General features: G+C 70.7%; 24 protein-coding genes and 1 pseudogene. 16 read left to right on the top strand and 9 right to left on the bottom strand.

From position 1 onward, the window contains the following. Positions 1 to 41: 41 nt before the first annotated feature. The 3 genes and pseudogenes from EAO72_RS10090 to EAO72_RS10105 all read left to right on the top strand — a co-directional run bounded on the left by EAO72_RS10090 (position 42) and on the right by EAO72_RS10105 (position 2720). A complete protein-coding gene (locus tag EAO72_RS10090; protein WP_148016917.1) occupies positions 42 to 572 on the top strand; it encodes a nuclear transport factor 2 family protein in 531 nt (176 codons plus the stop codon). A 390-nt stretch (positions 573 to 962) separates the two neighbouring features. After that, positions 963 to 1421: pseudogene (locus tag EAO72_RS10100) on the top strand (hypothetical protein); the annotation flags it as partial. A 21-nt stretch (positions 1422 to 1442) separates the two neighbouring features. Beyond that, positions 1443 to 2720, top strand: a complete 1278-nt coding sequence (locus tag EAO72_RS10105) for a lytic transglycosylase domain-containing protein (protein ID WP_148016919.1) — start codon at positions 1443 to 1445, stop codon at positions 2718 to 2720. Between the two features lie 19 nt (positions 2721 to 2739). On the opposite strand, the gene EAO72_RS10110 is transcribed toward EAO72_RS10105, so the two are convergent. Further along, entirely contained in the window at positions 2740 to 3804 is a 1065-nt protein-coding gene (locus tag EAO72_RS10110; RefSeq protein WP_148016920.1) for an ATP-dependent DNA ligase, read from the bottom strand. Between the two features lie 97 nt (positions 3805 to 3901). Between EAO72_RS10110 and ligD the strand changes: the two genes are divergently transcribed. Together ligD and EAO72_RS10120 are read left to right on the top strand one after the other, a co-directional pair. Beyond that, on the top strand, positions 3902 to 4912 hold the full coding sequence (gene ligD, locus EAO72_RS10115) for a non-homologous end-joining DNA ligase (protein ID WP_148017217.1): 1011 nt from the start codon (positions 3902 to 3904) through the stop codon (positions 4910 to 4912). Further along, positions 4909 to 6012 (top strand): ABC-2 transporter permease, encoded by a 1104-nt coding sequence (locus tag EAO72_RS10120; RefSeq protein WP_148016921.1) that lies wholly within the window; start codon positions 4909 to 4911, stop codon positions 6010 to 6012. Before ligD ends, EAO72_RS10120 begins: the two co-directional genes overlap by 4 nt. A 15-nt stretch (positions 6013 to 6027) precedes the next feature. On the opposite strand, the gene EAO72_RS10125 is transcribed toward EAO72_RS10120, so the two are convergent. After that, positions 6028 to 8187, bottom strand: coding sequence for an OmpL47-type beta-barrel domain-containing protein (locus tag EAO72_RS10125; protein WP_410090233.1), 2160 nt, complete (start codon positions 8185 to 8187; stop codon positions 6028 to 6030). Positions 8188 to 8261: 74 nt separating this feature from the next. After that, positions 8262 to 10754 (bottom strand): ThuA domain-containing protein, encoded by a 2493-nt coding sequence (locus tag EAO72_RS10130; protein ID WP_261991403.1) that lies wholly within the window; start codon positions 10752 to 10754, stop codon positions 8262 to 8264. Positions 10755 to 10953: 199 nt separating this feature from the next. Between EAO72_RS10130 and EAO72_RS10135 the strand changes: the two genes are divergently transcribed. Then, complete coding sequence (locus tag EAO72_RS10135; protein WP_148016923.1) at positions 10954 to 11967, top strand: multicopper oxidase domain-containing protein; 1014 nt, start codon at positions 10954 to 10956, stop codon at positions 11965 to 11967. On the opposite strand, the gene EAO72_RS10140 is transcribed toward EAO72_RS10135, so the two are convergent. Together EAO72_RS10140 and EAO72_RS10145 are read right to left on the bottom strand one after the other, a co-directional pair. Next, a complete protein-coding gene (locus tag EAO72_RS10140) occupies positions 11964 to 14159 on the bottom strand; it encodes a DEAD/DEAH box helicase (protein ID WP_148016924.1) in 2196 nt (731 codons plus the stop codon). The genes EAO72_RS10135 and EAO72_RS10140 overlap by 4 nt on opposite strands. A gap of 102 nt (positions 14160 to 14261) precedes the next feature. Continuing rightward, complete coding sequence (locus EAO72_RS10145) at positions 14262 to 15044, bottom strand: IclR family transcriptional regulator (RefSeq protein WP_148016925.1); 783 nt, start codon at positions 15042 to 15044, stop codon at positions 14262 to 14264. Positions 15045 to 15236: 192 nt separating this feature from the next. Here EAO72_RS10145 and EAO72_RS43795 point away from each other — a divergent pair, with 192 nt between their 5' ends. The 9 genes from EAO72_RS43795 to EAO72_RS10185 all read left to right on the top strand — a co-directional run bounded on the left by EAO72_RS43795 (position 15237) and on the right by EAO72_RS10185 (position 22615). Continuing rightward, a complete protein-coding gene (locus tag EAO72_RS43795) occupies positions 15237 to 15347 on the top strand; it encodes a putative leader peptide (RefSeq protein WP_315986300.1) in 111 nt (36 codons plus the stop codon). 179 nt (positions 15348 to 15526) lie between these two features. Further along, positions 15527 to 16555, top strand: a complete 1029-nt coding sequence (locus tag EAO72_RS10150; RefSeq protein ID WP_148016926.1) for an ABC transporter substrate-binding protein — start codon at positions 15527 to 15529, stop codon at positions 16553 to 16555. Continuing rightward, positions 16552 to 17568 (top strand): NrtA/SsuA/CpmA family ABC transporter substrate-binding protein, encoded by a 1017-nt coding sequence (locus EAO72_RS10155; RefSeq protein WP_148016927.1) that lies wholly within the window; start codon positions 16552 to 16554, stop codon positions 17566 to 17568. The genes EAO72_RS10150 and EAO72_RS10155 overlap by 4 nt, the downstream gene beginning before the upstream one ends. Next, entirely contained in the window at positions 17565 to 18395 is an 831-nt protein-coding gene (locus EAO72_RS10160; RefSeq protein ID WP_148016928.1) for an ABC transporter permease, read from the top strand. Before EAO72_RS10155 ends, EAO72_RS10160 begins: the two co-directional genes overlap by 4 nt. After that, the gene (locus EAO72_RS10165; protein ID WP_148016929.1) at positions 18392 to 19150 is read left to right on the top strand and encodes an ABC transporter ATP-binding protein; all 759 of its coding nucleotides are present in this window, start codon (positions 18392 to 18394) and stop codon (positions 19148 to 19150) included. The genes EAO72_RS10160 and EAO72_RS10165 overlap by 4 nt, the downstream gene beginning before the upstream one ends. Further along, positions 19151 to 20038: an ABC transporter substrate-binding protein gene (locus tag EAO72_RS10170; RefSeq protein ID WP_148016930.1), complete on the top strand. Its 888-nt coding sequence runs from the start codon at positions 19151 to 19153 to the stop codon at positions 20036 to 20038. It begins immediately after the preceding gene. Between the two features lie 4 nt (positions 20039 to 20042). After that, positions 20043 to 21116: an LLM class flavin-dependent oxidoreductase gene (locus EAO72_RS10175; protein WP_148016931.1), complete on the top strand. Its 1074-nt coding sequence runs from the start codon at positions 20043 to 20045 to the stop codon at positions 21114 to 21116. A gap of 355 nt (positions 21117 to 21471) precedes the next feature. Continuing rightward, positions 21472 to 22260 carry a VOC family protein gene (locus tag EAO72_RS10180; protein ID WP_148016932.1) on the top strand — a complete coding sequence of 263 codons (789 nt, stop codon included), beginning with the start codon at positions 21472 to 21474 and terminating at the stop codon, positions 22258 to 22260. Positions 22261 to 22360: 100 nt separating this feature from the next. Beyond that, positions 22361 to 22615: a WhiB family transcriptional regulator gene (locus tag EAO72_RS10185; RefSeq protein ID WP_148016933.1), complete on the top strand. Its 255-nt coding sequence runs from the start codon at positions 22361 to 22363 to the stop codon at positions 22613 to 22615. A gap of 195 nt (positions 22616 to 22810) precedes the next feature. Here the strand turns inward: EAO72_RS10185 and EAO72_RS10190 are convergent, their stop codons facing one another. From EAO72_RS10190 to EAO72_RS10205, 4 genes are all read right to left on the bottom strand, one after another. Continuing rightward, positions 22811 to 23719: a chitosanase gene (locus EAO72_RS10190; RefSeq protein WP_148017219.1), complete on the bottom strand. Its 909-nt coding sequence runs from the start codon at positions 23717 to 23719 to the stop codon at positions 22811 to 22813. 130 nt (positions 23720 to 23849) lie between these two features. Further along, on the bottom strand, positions 23850 to 24824 hold the full coding sequence (locus EAO72_RS10195) for an acyl-ACP desaturase (RefSeq protein ID WP_148016934.1): 975 nt from the start codon (positions 24822 to 24824) through the stop codon (positions 23850 to 23852). Positions 24825 to 25111: 287 nt separating this feature from the next. Next, positions 25112 to 25303: a hypothetical protein gene (locus tag EAO72_RS10200; protein ID WP_148016935.1), complete on the bottom strand. Its 192-nt coding sequence runs from the start codon at positions 25301 to 25303 to the stop codon at positions 25112 to 25114. A gap of 11 nt (positions 25304 to 25314) precedes the next feature. Further along, a complete protein-coding gene (locus EAO72_RS10205) occupies positions 25315 to 26166 on the bottom strand; it encodes a Scr1 family TA system antitoxin-like transcriptional regulator (RefSeq protein ID WP_148016936.1) in 852 nt (283 codons plus the stop codon). A 164-nt stretch (positions 26167 to 26330) separates the two neighbouring features. Here EAO72_RS10205 and EAO72_RS10210 point away from each other — a divergent pair. After that, positions 26331 to 26914 (top strand): Scr1 family TA system antitoxin-like transcriptional regulator (locus EAO72_RS10210; RefSeq protein ID WP_222724083.1); only part of this gene is annotated, 584 nt, incomplete at its 3' end.

Below are 26914 nucleotides of genomic sequence, written 5' to 3' on the forward strand. Positions count from 1 at the left end.
CAGCAGGCACAGCACGGACAGGCCGGCAGGGAGAGGCAGCGATGGCACGGGTACGGATGACGAGGAACCCGCTGGTGGCGGCAGCGATCGTGCTGACCGTCGCGGCGGCCGGCGCCGCGGGCTGGGGCGGAGTGACCCGGTACCAGGCGGCCCACGACGACTCGGCGGCGTACGCCCAGGTCCGCGACGACGCGCRGGCCGCCGGCGAGCAGGCCGTGCAGAACATGAACACGCTCGATCACGAGCGGCTCGACCAGGGGCTCGACAGCTGGGAGGACTCCACCACCGGGGACCTGCACCAGCAACTCGTGGACGGGCGGGACGGGTTCGTGAAGCAGATCCAGGAGGCGAAGACCGTCAGCACGGCCAAGGTGCTGTCCGGCGCGGTCACCGAGCTCGACGAACGGGCCGGAAAGGCGGGCGTGATGGTGGCGCTGCGGGTGACCGTGACCGCGCCCAAGGGCGAGCCCGCGGTCAAGGAGAGCCGGATGCTGGGCCAGCTCACCCGTACCTCCGAAGGGTGGAAGCTCAGCGCCCTCGGCCAGGCACCCGTCGGCAACACCGCCGGCTGACGGCTGACGTCACCGACTCCCACCCGCACCGAGAGGAACCCGGACATGTCGACGACCCGTCACCTCGTCAACCGGCAGCGCCGCCTGGCCACCGTCCCCGTCGTACGCGCCGCCGTCCGTGTCGGGGATGTTCGCGAACCCGGCGCCGTTGAGCACCGGTCCCAGGATCGGGGAGAGCGTCGTGCCGTGGCTGTCCACCCGGCCGCCGGCCGCGTGCCCGGACTCGACCTTGCCGATCGCCGCCAGTAACTGCCACGGCAGCCGGCGGTCTCCTCGGACTTGCCCGTACGGGTGTTGCTCTGGTCGGCGAAGATGATCAGCCGGGCGCGGTCGCCGTCGAGCAGTTCCACACCGCTCTCGGTGACGGTCGTGGTGAGGACGAGCTTCTGCTTCGCCGCCTGGGCGTTCGCCTCGGCCGCCGCCCTGAACGACGAACCGGGCCGGCAGAACACCGCGCTCACCGACATCGCCCGCACCAGCGAGGTGAAGGGGCAGATCACCGAGGCCGTCGGCGCGGTGTTCTCGTTCGACTACGCCTCGCCCGCCAAGGCCGACGCCGCGGTGAAGAAGTACCTGACGGGCAAGGCCGTCCAGCAGCACGAGGACATGCTCGCCGAGGTACGGGCGCAGGCGCCGAAGCAGAAGCTCGTCCTCACCACGACCGTCACCGAGAGCGGTGTGGAACTGCTCGACGGCGACCGCGCCCGGCTGATCATCTTCGCCGACCAGAGCAACACCCGTACGGGCAAGTCCGAGGAGACCACGTACGCCGCGGCCATGTTCGCCGTGGACGCTGTTCGCCGGGGCGGCACCTGGCGGATATCTGCCATCGACACGTTCACCCGGTGACCCGGGGAGAGGAGAGCACGCATGAGGTTCAACGGCACCATGCGCCGCGGAATCGGCGGCACCGCAGCCGCCGTCGCCGCGATGGCAGCCCTCACCGCGTCCCAGGCGCCGGGGCTCGTGGCGCACGACGAGGCGCAGCAGCGGAACACGGAGACGGACGACGTCAAGTGGTCACAGGTACCCAACGACGATGTGTACCACACCGAACTCCCGCCCCTGAAGAGCCCCGAGCCGCCGAAGCCCGGCGTGAAGCAGAGCAAGGCCGTCGTCCAGTCGTGGGCCGAGGCGGGTATCCCGTCCACGGTGCTCGCCGCCTACCGCAAGGCGGAGAGCGCGCTGGGACGCAGTGACCCGGGCTGCCGGCTGCCGTGGCAGTTACTGGCGGCGATCGGCAAGGTCGAGTCCGGGCACGCGGCCGGCGGCCGGGTGGACAGCCACGGCACGACGCTCTCCCCGATCCTGGGACCGGTGCTCAACGGCGCCGGGTTCGCGAACATCCCCGACACGGACGGCGGCGCGTACGACGGGGACAGGACCTACGACCGGGCGGTCGGCCCGATGCAGTTCATCCCCTCGACCTGGGCGCACTGGGCGAAGGACGGCAACGGCGACGGGCGCAGCGACCCGGGCAACATCTACGACGCGTCCCTGGCCGCCGGCGCCTATCTCTGCGCCGGCACCCGCGATCTGACGGTGCGCGCCGACCTCGACCGGGCGATCCTGAGCTACAACCACTCGGACGTCTATCTGCGCACCGTGCTGTCCTGGCTGGCGTTCTACCGCAACGGCATCCACGTGGTGCCCGACGGCCGGGGCACGGTGCCCAGGAGCCCCGGCGCCGGCAGCCCGAACGAGCCGACGCACCCCGTGGGCGGACCGGGCACGGGAGGCGTGGACAGCGACGGCGGTGGCGGCATCGAGGTCGGCCCGCAGCCCGGTCACTCCACGCGGCCGACCGCCCCGGGAACCGTGGACCCGGGCACGAGCCCCTCGCCGGGCGACACGGACTCCCCGGACCCCGGCGGTTCCCCGGATCCGGGCACCACGCCCGACCCCACCGGCACCGGCTCCGCCAGTCCCGACCCGACGACGACTCCCGACCCGACGACGACTCCCGACCCGGGCACCACTCCCGATCCCGGCACCACGCCGTCCGGCCCGGGGGAGCCCGGCTGCCCGGCGGACCCGGCGTCCCCGGACCCGACGGACACCGCGGGCACCGCACAGACGCCCGCGCCCGACCCGACGGACACCGAGGAGCCGTGCTCCACGGCATCGGTGCCGCCGGCCGCCGACTGAGCCCCGGCGGGCGGTGGTCTCAGCCGCCCGCCGACAGCACCTCGGCCAGGTCGTACCGCACCACCTCTTCCAGCTGCGCGTACGTGCAGCTGTCGGGGGTGCGGTCCGGCCGCCACCGGCGGAACTGGGTGGTGTGCCGGAAGCGGTCGCCCTCCATGTGGTCGTACGCCACTTCCAGGACCCGCTCCGGACGCAGCGCCACCCAGGACATGTCCTTCTTCCCCGACCAGCGGCTCGGTGCGCCGGGCATCCGGGAACCCTCGTGCGCCTCGGCGTCGCCCCAGGAACCCCACGGATGCCCGGCAACATCGGTCACCAGAGGTTCGAGCTCGGTGACGAGTTCGGCACGGCGCTTCATGGGGAAGGCCGCGCAGACGCCCACGTGCTGCAGGGTTCCGCTCGCGTCGTACAGCCCGAGCAGCAGGGAGCCGACGACCGGGCCGCTCTTGTGGAAGCGGTAGCCCGCCACCACGCAGTCGGCGGTCCGCTCGTGCTTGATCTTGTACATGGCGCGGGTGTCCGGCCGGTAGGGCAGATCGAGCGGCTTGGCGACGACCCCGTCCAGGCCCGCCCCCTCGTACCGCTCGAACCACTCCCGCGCCACGGCCGGATCGGTGGTCGACGGAGCGAGATGGACCGGGGCCGACGCATCGGCGAGCGCGGCCTCCAGTACCGTCCGCCGGTCCGACTGCGGGGTGTCCAGGAGCGAGTCGTCGCCCAGCGCGAGGAGATCGAACGCGACCAGGCTCGCCGGGGTCTGCCCGGCCAGCAGCCGTACCCGGGAGTCGGCCGGGTGGATGCGTTCGCTCAGCCGGTCGAAGTCCAGCCGGCCGTCGTACGCCACCACGATCTCGCCGTCGACGACGCAGCGCGGCGGCAGATTCTCCCGGACCGCGGTGACCAGCTCGGGGAAGTAGCGGGTCAGGGGCTTGCCGGTACGGCTGCCGATCACCACCTCGTCCCCGTCCCGGTGCACGATCGCCCGGAAGCCGTCCCACTTCGCCTCATACTGCATGCCCGGCGGGATGCGCTTCACGGACTTCGCGAGCATCGGCTTCACGGGCGGCATCACCGGCAGGTCCATGCCCTGATTGTGAACCGTGCGGCGACCGGAGTCTTCCGATATGCGGCATATGTGTGCCCGGCCTACCGTGGCCGACATGGCAGCAGCGGGCAAAGCGGTGGAGCTGGAAGCAGCGGGACGGGTCGTACGGCTGTCCAGTCCGGACAAGATCTACTTCCCGGAGAAGGGCTACACGAAGCGGGACGTCGCCGAGTACTTCCTGGCCGTCGGCCCCGGAATCCTGCGCGCCCTGCGCAACCGGCCCACCACCCTCCAGCGGTTCGTGGACGGGGTCGAGGGCGAGTTCTTCTACCAGAAGCGCGCCCCGAAGAACCTCCCCGAATGGATCCCCACCACGGAGATCGCCTTCCCCAGCGGCCGGTCCGCCCGCGAGATGTGCCCGACCGAGGTCGCCGCCGTGATCTGGGCGGCCAACCTCGGGACGCTCACCTTCCATCCCTGGCCCGTCCGCGGCGGCGACACCGACCACCCCGACGAGCTGCGCATCGACCTGGACCCGCAGCCCGGCACCGACTACGCCGACGCTGTCCGGGCCGCCCATGAGCTGCGGTCGGTCCTCGACGAGCACGGGCTCCGCGGCTGGCCCAAGACGTCAGGCGGCCGGGGCATCCACGTCTTCGTGCCGATCGAGGCCCGCTGGACGTTCACCGAGGTCCGGCGGGCGGCCATCGCGGTGGGGCGCGAGCTGGAGAGCCGGATGCCCGACCGGGTGACGACCGCCTGGTGGAAGGAGGAGCGCGGCGAACGGATCTTCGTCGACTACAACCAGACGGCCAGGGACCGCACGATCGCCTCCGCCTACTCCGTACGCCCCCGCCCGCACGCCCCGGTCTCCGCCCCGTTGCGGTGGGACGAGATCGACGACGCCGAACCGCGCGACTTCGACATCCGGACCATGCCCGTGCGCTACGCGGAACTGGGCGATGTGCACGAGGACATGGACCAGGAGGCCTTCCGCCTCGACTCACTGCTGGAGCTCGCCGACCGTCACGAGAGCGACGGCGGCCCCGGCGACCTGCCCTACCCGCCGGAGTACCCCAAGATGCCGGGCGAACCGAAACGCGTACAGCCCAGCCGCGCCCGCCACGACGAGGACAGCGACGCATGAGCACATCCGGCCAGGAGCCCGAGGCGCACCACGACGCACCGCGGGAGACACACCACGGGGCGCACGGCAGGCCGCTGACCAGGGGTGAGAAATGGGCGGCGTACAAGGAGTCGCCCTACTTCCCGGCGACGGTCCTGCTGTTCATCCTCGCGGCCGCCGCGGGGCTCTTCGCCGGCTCGTACACGTACGCCATGGCCAATCCGACCCCCCACCGGATTCCGACCGCCGTGGTGAGCCAGCCGGACACGGCCCGCGGCAAGGAGTTCGTCGCCGCGATGGACAAGGCCCTCGACGCCTCCCTCGTCATCCACGTCTACCGGACGCCGGCCGCGGCACGTGAGGCGCTGGAGGAGCAGGAGGTCTTCACGATCGTGCGCTCGGGCAGCCGCGGGGTGGAGCTCGACGTGGCCAGTGCCTCCGGCGCCGCCGTCGCCCAACTGCTCGCCGAATCGGCCGTGAAGGTGGGTGACGCGCTGAACATCCCCGTCGCCGRCGCGGACGTCAAACCACTGCAGAAGGGTGACCCGCGCGGACTCGCGCTCTTCTACATCTCGCTCGCCGCCGTGATCGTGGGCTTCGTCGGCTCCATCCAGCTGAGCGTGCACGCCAGGAGCCTGATCCCGCTGGAACGGATCGCTTTCACCATCGCCTACTCGCTGCTGGGCGCCTTCGCCATCGCCGCGGTGGTGGACTGGCTGCTGGGCGCCGTCGATCTGCCCTTCGCCGAGTCCTGGCTGATCCTGGCGTTCACGATGTTCACCTCGGGCATGGTCTTCACCATGTTCAACACCCTGATGGGGCGGTGGGCCATGCTTCCGACCTGGGGCGTGATGGTGCTGCTGGGAAACCCGTCCTCGGGCGGGGCCGTGTCCTGGCCGCTGCTGCCGTCACTGCTCGGGCACATCGGACGCTGGCTGCCGCCGGGCGCGTCCGTCAACGCCCAGCACACCGCCGTCTACTACCAGGGCCACCAGAAGCTCTTTCCCTTCCTGGTGCTGGCGGTCTGGTGCCTGGTCTCCATCACGGTCTTCTGGGTGTGGCGCCACCGGCACCCGGGAGGCCGCGACCACATGCCCGAGCATGCGGCCGCGGCCACCTGATGCCGGACGGTGCCGTTACAGCTCCTTGATCCGGATGTCCCGGTAGGAGATCACGTCCGAGGTGCTGTGGACCTGGAGCCCGATGTAGCCGGAGGCGTACCGCCGGCCGTCGGTGCCCGGGTCGTCACCCCGCGGCGGCTCGAAGAGCTGACCGCCGGTGTTGTCGAACTCGTTGAGCAGGACACCGTTGCGGTAGATCGAGTAGTGCTGGTCCACCACCCGGATCTCGTAGTCGTTCCAGGTGCCCTTGGGGGTGACCCCGGCGCCGGCGAGACCCACCCGGTCGAATCCGTAGACGGAACCGGTCTTGTACATGTCGCCGTCCGGCCGGTCGTTGACCTGGATCTCATGACCGAACTTGATGGCGGCCCACTCCGGACGCGGTTCCTCCGGATTGTCGTGGACGTTGGGGAAGCGTACGAACACCCCGCCGTTGGCGTTGCCCGTGCCGGGGGCGTCGTCCCGCCACTGGAGCTTCAGCGAGAAGTCCCCGTACTGGCGGCCCGGGAACCACAGCATGCCCATGCCGTCCACCGTGGTGGAGCTGGTGATCGCGCTGTCCGCCTCGTTGAGCGCGAACTGCCCGCCACCCACCTGCTGCCACTTGGCGAGCGAGGCGGCCGTGCCGTCGAAGAGCTTGCGGTAGCCCTCGTCCTGGCCCGGCTTGCCGATGCCTGACTGCTTGGCCGCCCGGTAGATCTTCTTGTGCTCGCGGGCGTCGATCACCCCGGCCGTCAGCAGCTTGTCGAGGACCGTGTCGACGTGCTTGAGGAACAGCGCGTGCGACGACCAGTCCTTCTCGTCCTCGATCAGCTCGTTGATCGTGCACCGGTTCCCGGTGATGCGGTTGGGAACCCCGGTGGCGACGGTCCCCACGATGACGGTGAGCCGCTCGTCGAACTCCGGGCAGTTCGGCGCCGGAACGCCGCCGCTCTGCGCGATGGTGAACGACGTCTGCTTCGCCTCGGAGGTGTTCCCCGCCTTGTCCGTGGCCCGGTGGGCGACCGTGTGGTAGCCGATCCGGTCGACGATGACGGTGGCCGTGTACGCGAGGTACGGGCCGCCGTCCAAGGAGTACTCGACCTTGTCCACCCCGCTGCCGGCGTCGGTCGCGGTGACCGTCACCTTGGCGCTGGTGAGGTAGGCGCCGTCCGAGTTCTTGTCGCCCTCGACCTTCGCGGACGTCTCGGGTGCCGTCGTGTCCTGGGTGGGCGGCTCGACGACGGTGAAGTCCACCGCCTTCTCCGCGGCCGCGTTGCCGGCCTTGTCGGTGGCGCGGTAGCGGACCTTCTGCGCTCCCGGCTCGTGGACCATGACGGGACCGGCGTACGCCTGCCAGGCGCCGTCCGCCCCGAGCGCGTACTCGATGGTGTTGACGCCCGAACCGGTGTCGGACGCGGTGACGGTCACCGTCGCCATGCCCAGGTACCGCCCCTGGTCGTCCTTCTCCCCGGACACGGTCGCCGAGGTCTCGGGTGCCGTCGTGTCGTCCGTCGGCGGAGCGGCGACCGTGAACTCGGCCGTCTTCTCCGCGGCCGCGTTGCCCGCCTTGTCGGTGGCGCGGTAGCGGATGGTGTGCGCGCCGACCTCGTTCACGACGACCGGCACGGTGTACGGCTGCCAGGCGCCGTCCGCCCCGACCGCGTACTCGACGGTGTCGACGCCCGAACCCTCGTCGGTGGCGGCGAGGGTGACCGTGGCCTGACCGATGTACGCGCCGTCGGCGTTCTTGTCGCCGTCGACCTTCGCCGAGGTCTCGGGCGCGGTGGTGTCCTCACCGCCGCCCCCGTCGGTCACGGTCAGGATGCCCTGCATCGCCTCGTGCCCCGGCATCGTGCAGTGGTAGAAGTACCGGCCGGGCGAGAGGGTGACCTCCGCCGTCTGCTTGCCGCCCTGGTCGTCGCCCGGGTTGGCCAGCAGGTTCAGCGGGACGTCGTTGTTGAACTCCGGGTCCGACACGCTGAAGGTCAGCGTGTGCGGCATGCCCGTGGTGTTGCCGGTCGCCTCGCTGTTCTCGAAGACGATGGTCGCCTTGCCGGCCACCGCCGTCTTCGGCGCGGAGAGGTAGTGGTCGATGGGATTGCCGGCCGTCCAGGTCAGCACCTGGTCGGCCGCCGCGTCCGCCGGCGCCGCCGCACGGCCGTACGCCGCCGTCGACGTCAGCCCCAGCACCATCAGGAACGACCCCAGCAACGCGAGCCACAGCCGCGCGGGCCTCAGCCGCCTCCGGAAGAAGATCGAACGGTGACTCACTGCACTGCCGCCTTCCTGGCCAGATCCTTGACGGCCGGGGTCGCCGCGCCGCCCTTGTACGTCACACGCCACAGCGCGGACTTGGAGTCGGAGGTGAAGAAGCCGCGCCCGTAGTCCAGGACGTACAGCGAACCGTCCGGGGCGAACTTCCAGTCCATCAGGTTGCGGATGCCGTCCGCGCCCACCGGGATGATCTCCTTGAGCGACTCGGCGTGGGTGGGCAGACCGCCCTTGCCGACCGTCTTCGGATCGGTCAGCACGGCGTGCCGCGGCTGGGTGTCGTCGTAGAAGTCGCCGACGAACCACTTGCCGTCCCAGTACGACGGCCACTTGCCGGCGCTCGTGCTCGCCGCGTCGTACCGGTAGACCGGGCCGTTCATCGTGGCCTGGCCGCCGCCCTTGAGCCACGGCAGGAGCTCCTTCTGGTCCTCGACCTTGTAGCTCGGGATGCCGTTCTCGTCGCGCGGGTAGTCCACGCCACCGCCCTGCGGCGAGTACCAGATGGTGTTGGAGGTGATCGGCGGCAGCTTCACGAGACCGTCGTTGTTCGGCGACTCGTTCTTGGGGTGGTCGCAGTCGTACCAGCCGAGCGGCTTGCCCGGATCCGGCAGATTGCGGTCCCGGTAGGGCTGCTTGTTGCCCATGCAGTACGGCCAGCCGTGGTTGCCCGCCTGGGTGATCGCGGCGAACGTGTCGTACTTGGCCGGGCCCCAGGTGGTGCTCGGAGCGCCCGCGTCGGGGCCGACCCAGCCCGCGTACAGCGTGTCGGTCGACTTGTCGACCGAGATCCGGGCCGGGTTGCGCACGCCCATCACGTAGATCTCACCGCGGGTCTTGCCGCCGCCCTCGTCCGGCTCCTTGCCGGTGAAGAGGTTGCCCGCGGGGAGCGTGTACGTGCCGTCGTCCTCGGGGTGGATCCGCAGGATCTTCCCGTTGAGGTTGTTCGTGTTGCCCGCGGTGCGGCGGGCGTCGGCGAACGAGACGCCCTTGTAGTTGGGCTGCGGGTTGTTGCCCGAGTAACCGTCGCTGAATCCGGAGGAGTTGTTGTCACCGGTCGCGATGTACAGGTTGCCCTTGGAGTCCCACGCCATGCCGCCGCCGGCGTGGCAGCAGCTGTGGACCTGGACCGGCCACTGAAGCAGCACCTTCTCGGAGGCGAGGTCCAGCTTGTTCGTCGCCAGGTCGAGGGTGAAGCGGGAGACCTGCCGGACCGCCATCTGCTTGTCGCGGTCGAGCTTGTCATGGGGTGTGTAGTGCAGGTACACCCAGCCGTTCTTCTCGAAGTCCGGGTCGAGCTCGATGCCGAGCAGACCCTCCTCGACCTTGACCAGTTCGTCTCCGCCGCCCTTGTTGCCGAAGATCGTCAGCTCCCCGGCGAGGGTGACCTTCTTGGTCTCCGGGTCGTAGACGTGGATCTGGCCGAGGCCCTTGCCGACGTCGGGGTCGGTCCAGTCGGTGACGACCGGCACGCTGCTGTCCGCGCCGCCGCGGCCGATGTACAGCACCCGTCCGTCGGGGGCGGTCACCAGGCCGTGCGGCTCGCCGATCTGGTCGTTCTTGCCCGGCTGGTTGGGCTGAGTGACTCTCTCCGCCGTGTAGTTGGAGGTGATCGTCGCCTTGCAGTCGGCCTGTGAGATCCGGGTCGTCCAGTCCAGGGCGCCCCGCAGATGGTCACGGAAGTCCGCCTCGGCGAAACTGTCGACCGTGCCGCCCATGGCGGTGTAGAAGGACCGGCCGCCGTCGTAGTCACGGCACCAGGAGACCGGGTGGTCCCACCCGTTGGCGCTCGTGCCCGGCTTGTACGTGATCTCCCGGACCCGCGCCACGGTGTGGACGTCCCCGGACGGATTGTCCTTCCAGTTCAGCCACTTGTCCGGGCGCTTCCACTCCAGCGGCAGGTTCTTCGTCGCCGGGTGCTGCCGGTCGCCGATCTCCACCGTCGCACGCTGTACGGAGGTGGGGCTGCCGGCCGCCGGACGCGCGCCGACCAGTCCGGTGAACCAGTCCGAGTACGGCTCGGTGCGCGCCGCGTCATGGATGCCGAGGAAGCCGCCGCCGGCCTCCATGTACGCCTCGAGACCGGCCTCCTGCTCCGGGTCCAGGACGTCGCCGCCACCCGTCAGGAAGACGACGGCGTTGTACTTCCCGAGCTGCTTGCCGTTGGTGAACACGGCCGGGTCGTCGGACGCCACGGTCCTGAACCGGCCCGCCTCCGGCCCGCTGAGCCCGATCTTCTCGATCGCCGCGATCCCGGCGTCGACCGTCGGGGACTCCTCGGTGGCGGAGGCATGGAAGACGAGCACCTTGACGTTGGCGCCGCCCGGTGGCGACGGCAGGGACAACGTTGTCGCCATGGACTCCGGCGCGCCGGGATCCGTTCTGGCGCTGGCGGCGTTGCCGCCGAGCAGGGACGCGGTCAATGCGCCGGCCGCCACGGCCGCCGCGAGTCCGCGTCGTGATCCGGACCTGTGATGTGGTGTGCGCTGCATGTGGTCACCCACCCCTCTTTGGTCGCTGCAACAGCATCGGTCACTGCAACAGCGCATGAAGCTAGACCTCTTTTCGCGACTCGCCAATAGCTATGGCAGCAATGACACCAACTTTGTCCTTAGTGTGGATAAACGAAGCCGCCCCGGCTACGGTATGGCCCGATCTCCGCAACATCCATCCCACAGTGGGGAGTTCGACATGGACCGAAGGAGCTTCAACCGGCGGGTTCTGATGGGCGGCGGGGTGGCGGCGGCGGCCGGAGTGACATCGTTGTCTCTCGGTGCGATCGAGGCCACCTCGGCGGAGAACCCACCCCGGACGGCACCCGCGGGAGGAGTGGTCCGTCATCTCAAGCTGTACGCCGAGAAGCTGGCGGACGGCTCGATGGGCTACGGGTTCGAGAAGGGCAAGGCATCGGTTCCCGGGCCGTTGATCGACATCAACGAAGGCGACACCCTGCACATCGAGTTCGAGAACACGATGGACGTGGCGGCCAGCCTCCACGCGCACGGCGTCGACTACGACATCGCGAGCGACGGCACCCGGATGAACCGGAGCATCGTCGAACCGGGCGAGACCCGTACGTACACCTGGCGAACCCACGCCCCGGGCCGGCGCAAGGACGGCACCTGGCAGCCGGGCAGCGCGGGCTACTGGCACTACCACGACCACGTCGTCGGCACGGACCACGGCACGGGCGGCATCCGCAAGGGGCTGTACGGGCCGGTGGTCGTGCGGCGCAAGGGCGACATCCTGCCCGACAAGACCATCACGATCGTCTTCAACGACATGACGATCAACAACAAACCCGCCGACAAGAGCCCCGACTTCGAGGCCACGGTGGGGGACCGGCTCGAAGTTGTCATGATCACGCATGGCGAGTACTACCACACGTTCCACATCCACGGTCACCGCTGGGCGGACAACCGCACGGGCCTGCTCACCGGGCCCGACGATCCGAGCCGGGTGATCGACACGAAGATCGTCGGGCCTGCGGACTCCTTCGGTTTCCAGGTCATCGCGGGTGAACACGTGGGTGCCGGGGCCTGGATGTACCACTGCCATGTGCAGAGCCACTCCGACATGGGCATGGCCGGAATGCTGCTGGTCGCCAAGGCGGACGGGACGGTGCCGGGGCACGACGGACACGCCATGCCGTCAGCGCCGGAGGCGGACCCCTCGGCGAAGGCATCGGCGCACGAGGGCCATTAGCCGGCCGCGTCCGCCACCGCGGCGAGGCGCTGCTGTTCCTCCTCGACGATGCGGCGGGCCAGCGAACCGTCCGACACGTCCACGGCGTCCGGCGTCGTCTCGGCGACGTCGCTGCGCCGTGCGTACGCGTCGAACAACCGCTCCTTGCGGGCCAGGATGTCCAGCATCCGCTGGTCGACGCTGTCCGTCGCGAGGAGCCGGTGCACCTGGACCGTGCGTATCTGGCCCATCCGGTGCGCGCGGGCCACGGCCTGGTGCTCCATCGTCGGCTTGATCTGCGGCTCGCAGAGGATGACGACCGACGCGGCCTGCATGTTCAGCCCGATCCCGCCCGCCTGGATCTGGCTGAGCAGCACCGCGTGGCCGTCCGCCGCGGCGAAGCCGTCGATCAGATCCTGGCGCCGCGCGGCCGGCACGCTGCCGGACAGCGGGCCGAACACCCCGTCCCCCAGGGCCTGGCGGACCGTGTCCAGCACCTCGCGGAAGTAGGAGAACACGACGACCTTCAGGCCGTTGTCCTCGGCTTCCGCGACGAGCTCCCGCAGCCGGTTCAGCTTCGCGGACGTGGCCGGGTGCGCGTACGCGGCCCGGCGCATCCGCATGAAGTGCCCGGCGGCCACCGCCTCGTGGTACGCCTGCTGATCGGCCTCACTGAACTCCTCCCACTCGTCGACCTGTACGAGCGCGGGCAGTTCGGTGAGCACGTCCTGCTGGTTGCGGCGGAGGTAGGCGGGGGCGACGGCCCGGCGGAAGGCGTGCGAGCCGGCGACGCCGTGCGTGGTGCTGACGGACGGGGCCAGTTCGGGCTGGAGATGGCGGACCAGGCTGCGGAACTCCTCCACCCGGTTCTCCATGGGCGTGCCGGTGAGGAAGAGCACGTGCTCGGTCCCCTCCGACCAGCCGGACACGGCACGGGCACGACGGGTGGCTGGATTCTTCACGTAGTGCGCCTCGTCGACGACGAGCATGCCGGGCCGCACCCCGCTCTCGCCCGCGCGGGGGAGCGTGTGCAGGGCGTCGAAGGTGGTCAGCGCGACCCCGCCGCTCTCGCGCCACTCGGCGAACGCCTCCTGCCGCTCCGGTCCGTGCACCGGCAGGGGCCGCAGCGTGGAGCGGGCACGGACCTCCCGCGTCCAGTTGATCAGCACGCTCGCGGGGCACACCACGAGGAAGTGCGTCTCCCCGCGCGCCGCGAGATGGGCCAGCGCGGCGATGGCCTGCACGGTCTTGCCGAGCCCCATCTCGTCCCCGAGGATCACCCGCTTCTGCGCGAGCGCGAAGCGCGCGCCGAACGACTGGTAGCCGCGCAGCGAGACCCGCAGCCGGGCGTCGTCCAGCCGCAGCCCGCGCACCCGGTCGGCGATCCCGGACGGCAGGAACCCCTCCGCCGCGTCCCGGTCGGGACCGGTGCCGGACATCTCCGCCAGCAGGCTGTAGTACTCCGCGGACCGCAGCTCGAAGTCGACCCAGGCCGCGACATCGGACCCGGGGTCCCGCAGCAGGTCCACCGACACCTGCGCGAACAGCGGCGGAAGTCCGCGCTCCACCGCATCGGCGACGGCCGCCCGCACGTGCGCGACGGCTTCGAGCACGCGCGCCCGCGCCTCCCGCCGGGTGAAGGCCATCCGCAGCCGCCCGCGGGCCGGTCCGGCAGCGGCCAGCAACGGCTCCAGGCCGGTGGCCAGCCGCCGGGCCCCGTCCACGGCCCGCCGCACGTCCGGCCCGGCCTCGACCAGCCGGTACAACGCCGTGACCAGGGACGTCGTGGCATCGTCCGGGGTGTCCACGTCTATCCGCAGGGCGACGGTGTCCCGCACCGCGTGCGCGATCTGGCCCGCGGCGGCCAGGGTCTGGTCGGCCGTCTGCGCACCGACGCCGGGAATCTGGCGGAGCTCGTACCGGCCGGCCCCGTACACCTGCTCCACCGTCGTGAAGCCTGCCTGCTCGACCGCGCCGAGGCGCAGCCGGCCCTCGGTGACGTCCTTGAGCCGGGACACCGGGATGGCCGACAGCTCCTTGCGGACGAGGGCGTCGAGGAGCGGATCCAGCGCCGTGCGCACGGCCCCCACGGCGCGGGTGTGATCCGCCAGAACGCCGCGCGCCGCTTCCAGCAGCCCGTCGGCCCGCGCCAGCAGTTCACGGGCCGCCCGCCCGGTCGGCGCCCCGCCCTCCGTGGACCCGGCCTCAGTCATGTCGTACCTTCTGTCCCCGCCGCCTTGCCGCTGCGCCCGGCTTCCGCCCGGAGCGACTCATATCGTCCCATGCGCGACTGACAGCCAGGCCCGGCGGACGGTTCAGGGCGCGGGCGGCCGACGCTCCGCCGGTGACAGCAGCAGCACCTCCAGGGCACGCGCGCAGGAACGCGCCCGCGCCAGGAACCAGTCGCCGCGCTCCTCGGTGATCACGGACGGGGTGGCCCGTACCGCCAGCGCGAAACGGGCGTACCCGGCGCCGTCCAGCACGGGCACCGCCAGGGTCCGCACCCCATGGGCCGACTCGCCGTCGTTGACGGCATAGGTGTCGGACCGCACCCGGGCCAGCTCCGCCTCCAGGGCCGCCGGTTCGACGATCGTCCGGTCGGTGAAGGCGGGCAGTGGCGGCAGCGAGGAAGGGCCGCCCTCGCCGGGCCTCGCCCAGGCCAGCAGGACCTTGCCCAGAGCAGTGGAGTGCAGCGGCCGGCGCAGCCCCACCTTGGGGGTCACCGAACCGCCCGCGACGATCACCGCGTGCGGCCCGCTGCGCAGCGCCAGGTCGGCGGTGGCGCCTGTGCGCTCGGCGAGATCGGCCAGCTCGGGGGCGGCCAGATGCAGACCGCGCTGGTGGTAGGAGAGCCGGCCGAGCTCGGTCACGGCGGGCCCCAGCCGGTAGCGGGACGTCCGGGCGTCCTGCTCCAGGAACCCGGCACCGAGCAGGGTGCGCGCCAGCCGGTGGGCGGTGGAGACCGACAGCGCGAGACGGCGGGCCAGATCGGAGGCGCTCAGATCGGGCCCGTTGTCGTGGAAACAGTGCAGGACGTCCAGGGCGCGCTGTACCGCCTGCGCCCCACCGGGAGCGCGTACCGCTGCGGCCTCGGTCATGGGATTCACTCTCCGCTCAGGGGGATGCGGGGTCCGACCTTGCCACATTGCGGGAGTCGATCGGGGCCCGAATCTCCTGGTGAAACACGCCGTTCATACCCAATCCCACATCATGGGAAGCAAGTTGTGGGCGGGCTGCCCCCCGTGGCAGGCTGCAGCCCTCACCACCGACGAGCTGAAGGGAGCAGTGCCATGACCGGCCGCCGATCCGCGTACTCCGCACGCACCGCTCCGGTCCTGCTCGCCCTCACGCTGCGCCGTCACATCGACCTGGCCCGCGTCTCCAGCGCCGCCTGTCGCTGACCCTTCGCACACGCTCTTCTCCCCACGTACTTTCTTCACGCCTGACGCGTCGATCCGACGCGTCACGGGCTCGTGCCGTACGTACCTCCCCGCTCCGGGACGTATCCGCGTTCCGGATCCGGGACGTACGTGCCGTGCCCCTGGGCTCCCCCTGCTTCGCCGATCCTCGGGAAGACTCCATGACGCCTGCCGTCCTGCCCCGGACCCTCTGGTTCACCCGCTGTCCCGTGCCCACCGCCACCGGCATCGCCGCCGACCGGCAGTGGCTCACCGACGAGTTCGCCGCCGACGGCATCTCCGTGCGCTCCCTCCAGGACGCCTCCCCGGACGCCGACCGTGCCGCGCACTACACCCACGCCCTGCCCGGCCTCTTCCGGGAGGGCGGCAACGTGCCCGCCCTGTGGGCCCGTTCACGCGGCGAGCGCACCCGGCTGGTCGGCCTCACCTGGATCGAGGAACGGCAGGCCGTCCTGGTCGCGCCCGGCTCCGGGATCCGGGGCGCTGCCGCACTGCGCGGGCTGCGCCTCGCCGCGCCGAAGCACGACATCGCCATCGACTTCTGGCGGGCCATGGCCCTGCGCGGCTTCGAGGGTGCGCTCGTTTCCGCCGGACTCGCCCTGGAAGACGCCTCGTTCGTCGACGTACCCGCCGACGGGAACGGCGGCCAGTGGGCGGCCGAACTCGTGGCACTGCGGCGCGGCGACGTCGACGCCGTGTACGTGAAGGGTGCGGTGGCCGTCGAGGCGGCCCGCCGGGCCGGCGCCGAGGTCGCCGTCGAACTCGACGAACTGCCCGACCGCCGCTTCCGCGTCAACAACGGGACCCCGCGTCCCATCACCGTCCACGAGCAGCTCCTGGACGAACACCCCGACCTCGTCGACCGCTTCCTCGCCGTCCTGCTGAGGGCGGCCGACTGGGCCGCCGGACAGCCCGGCGAGGTCCGGCGCATCCTCGGCGCCGAGACCGGGGCGGGCGCCGACGGAGTCGCCGGCGCCTACCGGCCCGGCACCCACCTGACCCTCCACCCCGACCTGTCCGCCGAACGCCTCGCCCTGCTCGCCGCACAGGAGGCCGGGCTGCGCGCCCACGGCTTCCTGCCCGAACCCGTCGACGTGGCGGCGTGGGCCGACCCCGAACCGCTGCGCCGCGCCGCCGCACTGGTACGCCGCACCTCCGCGCCCCCGATCCCAGAGGAACCCTCGTCATGAATCTCGCCCGACCACTGCGCACCACCGCCGTTCCGGCGCTCCTCACGGTCTCGGCGCTCGTCGCCCTCACCGCCTGCGGCACCTCCGAGGCCGACAGCGCCGCGGAGGGCTCGAAGGCCACGGTGACCGTCCGCATCCCCGACCCCGGAAACTCCGGGGTGCTCGCCCTCGGCAAGAAGGACGGCAGCCTCGACAAAGCCCTGTCCAAGGCGGGCGCCAAGGTGCGGTGGACCGGCAGCGCCGGCCCGTTCGCCCCCGCCGCCCAGGCGATGAACGCGGACCAGCTGGACATCGCCACCGGCTCCATCACCTCCGGAATCACCTCACTCGCCCAGCGGCCCGGCTTCAAGTTCTTCACCGCCGTCGACCCGGACGCCGCGGGGGAGGGCATCCTCGTCAGGAACGGCTCGGACATCGGCTCGGTGGCCGACCTCGTGGGGAAGAAGGTCGCCGTCAACCAGGGCGGCACCGGCGAGTACCTGCTGCTCAAGGCCCTCGCCAAGGCAGGCATCCCGGCGGACAAGGTCACCCGGGTCTATCTGCGCCCCGACCAGACGGCGGCGGTCTTCAACGCCGGCAAGGTCGACGCCTGGGCCGTCTGGGCCACGTACGCGGTCGCCGAGATCGGCAGCGGCAAGGCGCACTTCGTCGCCGACGGCGCCGCGATCGGCTCCGACAACTACAGCCTCAACGCCGTGCGGACCGAGTTCGCCGAGCAGCACCCGAAGGTCGTACAGGCCCTCTACCAGTACCTCCACGAGGCGAGCACCAAGGAGAAGCAGAACCCGGCCGCGTACCTCAACGTCTTCACGGACGTCGGCCCGACCGCCGTGACCGGCAAGGCCGCGGAGGTCCAGACCGGGTTCACCGCGCAGGGCGGGACCGTCGATCCCATCGGGCCCGAGGACATCGCGCGCTTCGAGGACGTCGCCGCGTTCTACGCCGACCAGAACGTCACCAAGGACCGGGTCGACGTCGCCGCGCACCTGCTCGACGTCGGGAAGCTGACATGAGCGACACCGCTGCGCCCGCCGGACTCGTCCGGCCGCGCCCCCGGACCGGAAGGAACCGCAGCCGGGGCTACGCGCTGACCGTCCGCACCATCGGCCCGGTCGCCCTCCTGGTGCTGTGGTGGACGGCCTCCGCCACCGGAGTCCTCACCGCCGACGTTTTGGCATCTCCCGCCGAAGTACTGCGGGCGGTCGGCGAGTTGTGGGGCAACGGCCAGCTACCCGACGCCCTCACCACCTCCCTCACCCGCTCCGGCCTCGGGCTCCTCATCGGCCTCGCCGCCGGACTGGTTCTCGGCATCACGACCGGATTCACCCGGCTCGGCGACGAACTCCTCGACTCCTCGCTCCAGACCCTGCGCACGATCCCCTTCCTCTCCCTGGTGCCGCTGTTCATGGTCTGGTTCGGGATCAACGAGACGGCGAAGATCCTCCTCATCGCCGTGGCCACGACCTTCCCGATGTACGTGTCCACATCGAGCGGCGTGCGCAACACCGACCCGAAACTCATCGAGGCCATGCGGAGCTTCGGCATGGGACGCCTCGCCCTCGTCCGCGAAGTCGTCCTGCCCGGTGCCCTGCCGTCGCTGCTCGCCGGACTGCGCCTGTCGATGACGCTCAGCGTCATCGCACTGATCGCCGCCGAGGAGATCAACGCGACCGCCGGTATCGGCTATCTGATGTCCCAGGCGCAGAGCTACGCCCGCACCGACATCCTCGCCGTCTGCATCCTCGTCTACGGGCTCCTCGGACTGACCGCCGACATTCTCGTACGGCTGCTCGAACGCGTGCTGATGCCGTGGCGCACCCCCCAGGGAGCCACCCGATGACCACCGATCCGACCTCCGAACCCGCCGTCCGGGTACGGGGACTGCGCCGGACGTTCGGCGACCGTGCCGTCCTCGACGGTCTCCGGCTCGACATCGCCCGCGGCGAGTTCGTCGCCCTGCTCGGTGCCAGCGGCAGCGGCAAGACGACACTGCTGCGCATCCTCGGGGCCCTCGACGGCGACGACGGGGGAGAGGTCCTCGTCCCCGAGGCCCGCACCATCGTCTTCCAGGAACCCCGGCTCGTCCCGTCGAAGAGGGTCCTGGCCAATGTGACGGTCGCCCTGCCCCGCAACCGCTCCGCCGACGGGCTCCGCGCGCTGGCCGAAGTCGGCCTGGAACGGCACGCCGAGGCCTGGCCGGCCACCCTCTCCGGCGGCGAGGCCCAGCGCGTCGCACTCGCCCGCGCCCTGGTCCGCCAGCCCGAACTCCTGCTTCTCGACGAGCCGTTCGCCGCACTCGACGCGCTGACCAGGCTGAAGATGCAGGATCTCGTCGGCGAGCTGTGCCGCCGGCACCGGCCCGCCGTCCTGCTGGTCACCCATGACGTCGAGGAGGCCGTACGGCTGGCCGACCGGGTCGCCGTCCTGCGCGACGGCCGCCTCGTCACCGACGAGACCATCGACATCGCCCGGCCACGCGATCCCGGCGACCCCGCGTTCGCCGCGCTACGCCGACGGCTCCTGGCCGACCTCGGCGTCGACGCCCCCGCACCTTCCCTTCCGTCCCCCGTACCCGCCGAAGCCGGAGTGATCTGAATGACCCTCACCATCGGTGTCCACAGCAGCAACCCGTCCCTCTACCACCTGTACCACCTGTCCCGGCTGGGCTTCGCCCAGGAGGAACTGGCCCCGCTGGGCGAGACCGTCGTCTTCCACCCGTACACCAACGGCGTGCGCACCGGCGAACTCCTGACCCGGGGCGTCATCGACTTCGGCGGCACCGGCTCCACCCCGCCCGTCACCGCCCAGGCCGCCGGGCACGACATCGTCTACACCGCGGTCTCCGCGCCGCGCCCCGAACACGGCGCGCTCCTCGTGCCCGAGGACAGCCCCGTGCGCAGCGTCGCCGACCTCAAGGACGCGACCGTGCACCTGGCGATCGGATCCTGGCAGACCCATCTCATCGCCAAGGCGCTCGACGACGCCGGGCTGTCCTACGCCGAGGACATCACGGCCGTCCGCAGCACCACCGACAGCGAAGAACTGCTGCGCACCGGCGCGATCGCCGCCTGGGTCGCCCAGGGCGCCGAGCTGGCGGCCGCCCGGCGCACCGGCGGACTGCGGACCCTGGTCCGAACCGGCGACGTCATCAGCGACCGTTCCGTGTTCTTCACCCGCCGAGACCTCGCCGAATCCCGGCCCGACGTCATCGAGGCCCTGACCCGGGCGCTGCGGCGCGCCGACGAGTGGGCCGCCGCCCACCCCCGGCAGGCCGCCGAGATCGCCGCCGCCGACCTCGGCGGCTCGGCCGACGACTGGGAGACCGCCCTCGCCTCGCTGCCCTGGACGATCGAGCCCGTCTCCGACGCCTTCATCGCCGAGCAGCAGGAGGCCGCCGACATCTTCCACCGCACCGGATTCATCGACCGGCCGGTCACCGTCGCCCAGGCCCGTGCCCGCGCCACAGCCGACAAGGCGGTATGACGACATGGCGACCGAAGTCCTCTGGTACATCATTCCGCGCGAAGGCGCCTATCCCTGGGAGCCCGAGGGCCGGCGCCCCGTCGACCTCGGATACCTGGCCCAGCTGGCCGGGACGGTCGAGCGGCTCGGGTACAGCGGCGCGCTGCTCGCCACCGACCTGTACGACGTCTGGCCCCTCGGCAGCGCACTGGCCGCCTCGACCAGCACCCGCTTCAAACCCCTGCTCGCCGTCCACCCCGGGCTGATCCCGCCGACACTGCTCGCCAAGATGGCGCTCAGCTTCGACACGCTCTTCGGCGGCCGGCTCCGCTTCAACGTGGTCAACGGCTCGACGAAGTCGCTGCGGGAGTACGGACTGCACGTGGAGCACGACGAGCGGTACGAGCTGAGCGCGGAGTACTGGTCGATCGTGAAGCGGCTGACGGCCGGCGAGGTCTTCGACCACAAGGGCCGCTTCTACGACCTCAGGAACGCCGGTGCCTCCTTCCGCGAGCTGAAGCCGGTCCAGGACGGGCACATCCCGCTCTGGTTCGGTGGCTCGTCCGACCCCGGCATCGAGATGGCCGCCGAACACGTGGACGTCTTCCTGACCTGGGGAGAGCCGCCGCACCTGCTGAAGGAGAAGCTGGAGAAGGTCCGGGCGAGGGCCGCCGCGTACGGCCGTACCCTCCGGATCGGGCTGCGGCTGCACCTGATCGTCCGGGACACGGAGGAGGAGGCCTGGGCCGCGGCCGACCGGCTCCTCGACGTCACCAGCGACGCGACCTACGCCCGTCAGCTCGGCGACCGGGCGGGCGAGGACGGCGTCGGCTGGCAGCGGCAGTTCCGCCAGCACGGCGGAAAGGTGCCCGCGCGCGCCCGTGAGCTGGAGGTCCACCCCAACATGTGGCCGGGCATGAGCCTGTTCCGGCCGGGACCTGGTACCGCGGTGGTGGGATCGACGGCTCAGGTCGTCGAGCGGCTCAAGGAGTTCGAGGACCTCGGCGTCGACACGTTCATCCTCTCCGGGAACCCGCTGCTGGAGGAGGCGTACCGGGTCGCGGAGACGGTACTGCCGGCCCTGGGGGTCACCCGCTGACGATCACGCGCCGGCCGGTGCCCGCCGGCGCGAACGGAGGAGGAGCGCCGCCTCCTGAGCGAGGCGGCGGCCCCGCTGGAACGGGTCGTCCGCTCGTGACCGGAGGTCTGGTGTCCGGGCCGCGCCGGCTGCGCGGACACCGGCGGCCCGCACCACCCCGCCGCCTTCATGCTCGCCGTGAGCGTGCTGTCTACGGCGGTGACCGTCGACCCCTGGATCGCCGGCCCGAGCCGGCACATCCGGCCGGAGGCGGTCCCGCGGCAACGTCGGCACTGCGGTTGTCAGTGCCCGGTGCAAGACTCGGAGAGTCAGGGTTTCCTGCTGTGCGAGAACGGGACCACCGAAGGGGCGCACGATGCTCACCACCCGTTTTGTTGACGGATCGCCGAACTGGATGGATCTCGGTACACCGGATCTCGAGGGGGCAAGAGCGTTCTACACCGCTCTCCTCGGCTGGGACTTCGAAGCCGGAGGCCCTGAGACCGGTGGCTACGGCATGTTCCTGCTGGACGGGAAGACGGTCGGCGGCGCGATGACGGTCACCGAGGAGCAGGCGAAGCCGTCCTGGTCGGTGTACTTCCGGTCGGCGGACGTCGCGGCCACCGCACGGGCCGTGCGCGAAGCCGGCGGGACGGTGCCGTTCGAGCCGATGGACGTCCTGGACCACGGCCGGATGGGCGGGTTCACCGACCGGGCCGGGGCCTACTTCGGCGTCTGGCAGCCGAGGCAGAACCCGGGCCTCGGCATCGTGAACGAGCAGGGCAGCCTTTGCTGGGCCGAGCTCTACACCCCGGACGTGCCGGCCGCCGCGGCGTTCTACGACGCCGTCTTCGGCTGGGACACCACGCAGACGCCCTATCCCGGCGGCGGCGGGGCGTACACCGTCATCAGGACGGCGGGTGGCGGTGAAGAGACCTCCTTCGGCGGACTCGTCCCGCTGGACGCCGTACCCGTCCGGGCCGTCGCCGGACCGCACTGGCTGCCGTACATCGAGGTCGAGGACTGCGACGCCGCCGCTGCGGCCGTCGAGCAACTGGGCGGCAAGCTGACGCTGGAACCGACGGAGATGGAGGGCGTGGGCACCTTCGCCGACGTCGAGGATCCGTACGGCGCCGCGTTCGCCGTGATCCGGAGCATCCAGTGACCGGTGCGTCGCGCACGGCGCGCCCGGCCGGCTGATGGGCGCCGTTGACGATTGATGGATCGTTGATCAGTCGTTTATCGCGGCAGGGCACTGTGTGCCCATGCTGATCAACACCGCGACCGACCCCGCTCTCGCCTGGCAGGAGACAGCGCTGTGCGCCCAGACGGGGCCCGAGTTCTTCTTCCCCGCCCCCGGCAGCTCCACCCGTGAGGCCAAGCAGCTCTGCAACGCCTGCGAGGGACGCCTGGCCTGCCTGGAGTACGCACTCGACAACGACGAGCGCTTCGGCGTCTGGGGCGGTCTCTCCGAGAAGGAGCGCGACCGGCTCCGCAGAGTCGAGCGCGACCAGGCGTGAACGCTCCCCCGACGTGTGACGCTTCGGCCCTCGCTGCATCGGCCTGCGCGTCTGCGTGAACGCCGCGGAACCCGCGGCCGCGAACCGTCTGGGCCGCGCGGCCGCACATGCGGCGGATCATCCCGGGTCGACGCCATGAGGTGGGTGCGCGGCCATCGGGTGACGACTGCAACGGCCGGGCCGCCTCCACCCGGGTCAGGACGGGATGCGGAAGGTCTCGCCGTACATCTTCCAGGTCAGCGGCGGTTCGAGAGCCAGGTTCCCGTCCTCCAGGAACACCCGCTGCGCGGTGTCGAGGCGCGAGGTGTCCTGCTGGTTCTTCTTCGACTTCATCACGGTCCGGGCCGCTTCGAGGAAGGCGTCCAGGTAGGCCGTCTCGTCGCCGCCCTCCGCGACCGTGTCCGCCTCTTCCGCGGCTGCCTTCCGGATGCCGTAGAAGGAGTCCGCCTCGGAGCCGGGACCCTGGAGAACCATGGCGTCGAAGTAGATGTACTGACCCAGGGTGCCGAGCCCGTCCAGTTTCGCCAGCTGGACGGCCGGTTCGAAGTACTGCTTCAGCCGGACCAGGTCCTGGGCACTGCGGAAGGCGGGATCCTCGGCCGACTTCCTCCACGCGGCCGTGAAACCGGGGTCCAGTCCCTCGTGCGATGCGGTGCCGTCGACCTCGCGCAGCGCCGGGACGAACGGCGCCAGCGGGCTCTCCGGGTGGTCCGCGGTGAACGACTCGACGAACGTGAGCATGTCGTGCGTACGGGAGCTGAAGCCGATGATTCCGGCGTTGTAGCCGGTGCCGTCGCCGGTGTCCTCGATCGTGGCGTACTGGCTGCGCCAGTCCAGGGTCGATCCTTCCGCGCTGGCCAGCAGCTGCCAGGCGATCTCGCGCATCTTCGGCTCGGCCAGCCCCGGGGGCATCGCGGCGACGCGTGCGTGGAGCTCGCGCCGTTCGTCGTCGTCCGCGGCGACGAACGGGTCGGCCGGTGCGGACGCGGTGACCGACGCCTTCGCGGTGGGAGAGCTCGTGGGCAGCTTCGCGTTGCCGCCGCTGTTGAAGAGCAGGGAGACGACGACGGCTATCGGCGCACCGAACAGAACAACACGGGTCACAGGTTTCACCGGCACAGGGTACGGTCCGCGCGCCCCGGGGCAGGGCTCACCCCCGCACGGGGGCGGACCGATGAGGTCCGCCCCCGTGCGGGGGGACAGCCGGGCCGGCCGTCAGGCCTGGGCGCGGGCGTCAGGCCTGGGCGCGGGCCGCCATGCGCACCTTGCGCGCGGCGAGCTTCTCGTCGAACTTCGACGCCTCGCTGTCCAGGCCGTTCATGTACAGACCGAGCTCCTCCTGCGCCTGGAGGCCCTCCGGGCCCAGACCGTCGATGTCCAGCACCCTCAGGTAGCGCAGCACCGGCTGGATGACGTCGTCGTGGTGGATCCGCATGTTGTAGATCTCGCCGATCGCCATCTGCGCTGCGGCCCGCTCGAACCCGGGCATGCCGTGGCCGGGCATCCGGAAGTTCACGACGACATCGCGCACGGACTGCATGGTCAGGTCCGGGGCGAGCTCGAAGGCCGCGCCGAGGAGATTGCGGTAGAAGACCATGTGCAGGTTCTCGTCGGTCGCGATCCGCGCCAGCATGCGGTCGCAGACGGGGTCACCCGACTGATGTCCGGTGTTGCGGTGCGAGACCCGGGTCGCCAGCTCCTGGAACGCCACGTAGGCGACGGAGTGCAGCATCGAGTGGCGGTTGTCGGACTCGAAGCCCTCCGCCATGTGTGCCATGCGGAACTGCTCCAGCTTGTCCGGGTCCACGGCGCGCGAAGTGAGCAGGTAGTCGCGCATCACGATGCCGTGGCGGCCCTCCTCGGCCGTCCAGCGGTGCACCCAGGTGCCCCAGGCGCCGTCACGTCCGAAGAGCGAGGCGATCTCGTGGTGGTAGCTGGGGAGGTTGTCCTCGGTCAGCAGGTTCACGACCAGGGCGATCTTGCCGATGTCGGTGACCTTGGACTGCTCGGCCTCCCAGGCCTGGCCGTCCTCGAAGATGCCGGGGAAGTTCCGGCCGTCGGAGAACGGCACGTACTCGTGCGGCATCCAGTCCTTGGCGACCTTGAGATGGCGGTTGAGTTCCTTCTCCACCACCTCTTCCAGCGCGTACAGCAGTTGGGCGTCGGTCCACGCCTGTGAACTGCCGAGGGGGGCAGAGGTGATCGTCACGGGGGCTCCTGGGGACGGGAGAATTACCTACGGCTTCGTAGGTTACGAGACCGTAGGTTAAAGCGGCAGTAAGGTCCCCGCCAAGCCCGTCCGGGCGACAGTCGTTCACGCAGTGTCATAAGCGCAGGTCAGGCATGTATACAGAGGGTCATGCGAGTGGGTGGACAGGGCGTGAGTGCGGGAGGAAAACGAATGATCGGCCGGGCCGGGCCCCCGTGGCGATGAGCTCTGAACAGTCGGCGTACTCGGAGCGCGAAGCGTGAGGGGGCTCGGTCGGGGCGGCCGGATCAGAGCAGGTGGTCCGCCGCCCCCGCCTTCACCGCGAAGATCAGCGCCTGTAGCGCCTCCACGGAGTCGCAGACGTAGCTGGCCTGGTCGGTAGTGGAGCCGATGTACGCGCGGCCCTGGTCGTCGAGTCCGAAACGGAAGCAGTTCGCGCCCTCGCTGCAGAAGGCTTCGTCCCAGCAGATGTCGTTCATGATCTCTCTCCTCAGAGGTCCTGGGCTATGCATCGGATGAATTCACGTGATTCCTCGACGGGCAGTGCGAGCGTACGCAGGCGCTCCAACAGGCCCCGGTACCGGCGCAGTTGCATATCCGCGTCCAGCAGCATGGAACCGTGCGAGGAATCGAGCTGCACGGTATCGAGCTGCGGGACCGCCGCGCCGACATAGGTGAACGACTGTCCGGCTCCGGGGAAACCGCCTGCGGCGAAGGGGATCGCCCGGACGGTGATCCGGCTGCGCTCGGACTGGTCGAGAATGTGTTCCAGCTGTGCGCGGGTGACCTTGGGGCCGCCGAACTGCATCCGCAGCGCGGCCTCGTGGATCACCGCTTCGTACAGCGGTGGCCGGTCCCGTTCGAGCACTTCCTGGCGGCGCAGTCGCAGGGAGAGCCGGGCCATCAGGTCCGGGCCCGGCAGTCGGGGGTCGGCGGTGTCGAAGACCGCGCGCGCGTGTTCCTCGGTCTGCAGCAGGCCGGGGATGTGGGTCGTCGTGACGGTGTGCAACTCCACTGCGTGGAACTCGAGTTCGGCGATGTCCAGCAGGCTCGGCAGCAGCAGCCCGCGATGTTCCTCCCACCAGCCCCGGGCCCGCTCCGTGGCCATCTCCGCCAGCAGGTCCACGAGGCCCGTGTCCGGGCAGCCGTAGTTGAAGGCCAGCGTGCGGACCCGCTCGGCGCTGATGCCGAACCGGCCGGACTCGATGTTGGGGATACGGGTGCGGTCGACGCCCAGCAGCGCCGCGGCCTGCTGTGCCGTCATCCCCGACTGCTCGCGCAGTTTGCGCAGTTCGTATCCGAGGCGTTGTTGTCGTGCGGTCGGAGTGGTCCTGGGTGGCACGGTGTGGGTCCTCACGGGATGGGCGGCGAAATGACCGGAACCACACAAGTAGTAGCACTGTGCTCCGGGCGTACGCTACGGTCGGTAGCGCAAGTCTCACACGGGGCGACCGCGCCCCTGTGTGTGATCGTCACCACACGTACCAGAAATGTGAGCAGCACTTGATGAAGGGCGCACTGCGTTGTCTCCCGGCCCTCGCACCCGCCGGACCACAACCACCGGCGGCGGACAACCTCAGTTACTCGTTCGCCCTGCCGGGCGGCGCCTTCTGTGCGGGCCTCGCCCGCCGTGCCGTGGATGAACTGCTCAGCCGGCACGGTCTCGCCGAACTCGCCGAGACGGCGGTCCTCGCCACCTCGGAACTCGTCGCGGCCGCCTACCGCTTCACGCCGGACCGGGAGATGCTCCTGCGGGTCCACTGGCAGTTCGACGCGCTGCGGATCACCCTCTACGACCAGCACCCGGCCCATGCGTCGCCCGAGAAGTCCGAGGAGTGCCGGGAACACCGCAGCGCCAGCATGTGGCTGCTGGCCGCCGCGGTGGAGGAACACGGCGGGGACTGGGGGCTCGCCCCCGCGCTGACCGCCTCCGGCGGCRCCAAGGTCACCCGCGCACAGCTGGAACACATTCTCGACCAGTCCGAGCGCAGCCGGATCACCGTCCGGGCGATCCCCTTCGCCGCAGGCGGTTTCCCCGGAGCCGGACAGTCGTTCACCTATGTCGGCGCGGCGGTCCCGCAGCTCGATAC

The sequence above is a fragment of the Streptomyces sp. OR43 genome (assembly GCF_008042275.1).
Lineage (GTDB): Bacteria > Actinomycetota > Actinomycetes > Streptomycetales > Streptomycetaceae > Streptomyces.